Raw genomic sequence first — 1014 nt, forward strand, 5'->3', positions numbered from 1 at the left:
GACGCCTACGCGCCCGCTATCTTCGTCGAGGGCGGCATCATCGCGGTATCGGCCGGGTTCGGCACCTTTTCCCCGTGCAGGATCGCGAAGGCATAAACGAGCTTCACAATGTCGCGGACGTGGACGGCTGTTGCCGGGGCTCCCCGTGCCTTCACCTTGGCGCACATGGCGCGGAGATCGTCGGGGCTGATTTCCGTCAGCAGACGATTCCGAAAGGTCGGAAGAATGTCCCGCTCATAGATCGAGCGGCGCATCGCGCGGGTGCTGTCGGCCATCTTCGCCTCCAGCAACCAGCGTTCGCCAAACTCGCCGAAGCTCTTTGCCTCTTTGATGCGGCGCTTCTCGCGTTGCTTCTCTCGGGCGGGCGACCGTCCTTCAAGTATGGCGCGCTTGGCGTCGATCAGTTTCTCGCGCGCCCGCGCCAGCGACAGGTCGGAAGCGCCGTAGCGGCCCAGCGTCAAAGTCTCCCGACGCCCGTTGAGGCGGTAGTCATACCGGAACACGACCGCCCCCGAGGGATTGACCACGACGTACATACCGTCACGGTCTACGACCTTATATAATTTATTCTTTGGCTTCAGTGCTTTGATGCCAGCGTCAGTCAGCATTTCGACCCTCCGAGATCGTTCAAAAACGCCTGAGAGCCGCCCGATATACCGTCAGGCCCAAATTGGCCTACCTGAATGGCAAATTTCCTATTATTATCAAGGGAATAAGACAGAAAAAATACCGTCAGAAGCTCTCTTACCCCTGACGGTATATTCGTTTTGGCGATGCGGCAAGAGTCGCCATACCGTCAGCCATACCGTCTATTGCGAGGCTTGCCCCGCGATAGACCGCGATAGACGGCAGTATATTTAATTAATGATTTCAGTTACTTGCGTGCGGTGATCGGCGGCCGCCGGCGGCGTTCGGATAGGCCCGAATTATTCCCACTTTATTGTAAACAAGACATTTTTATCTTTTATATTCAATGGCTTATTTTCCTGCTAATTGGTAATACCATGAAAAATA

The 1014-nt window shown here is 55.4% G+C and carries 1 pseudogene; it reads right to left on the reverse strand.

Annotation, left to right across the window (positions count from 1 at the left end):
• Positions 1 to 47: 47 nt before the first annotated feature.
• Positions 48 to 608, reverse strand: a pseudogene (locus FTV17_RS15435) (tyrosine-type recombinase/integrase); the annotation flags it as partial.
• Positions 609 to 1014 lie beyond the last annotated feature (406 nt).

This window comes from Acinetobacter sp. YH12239, from assembly GCF_013417635.1.
Classification (GTDB): domain Bacteria; phylum Pseudomonadota; class Gammaproteobacteria; order Pseudomonadales; family Moraxellaceae; genus Acinetobacter.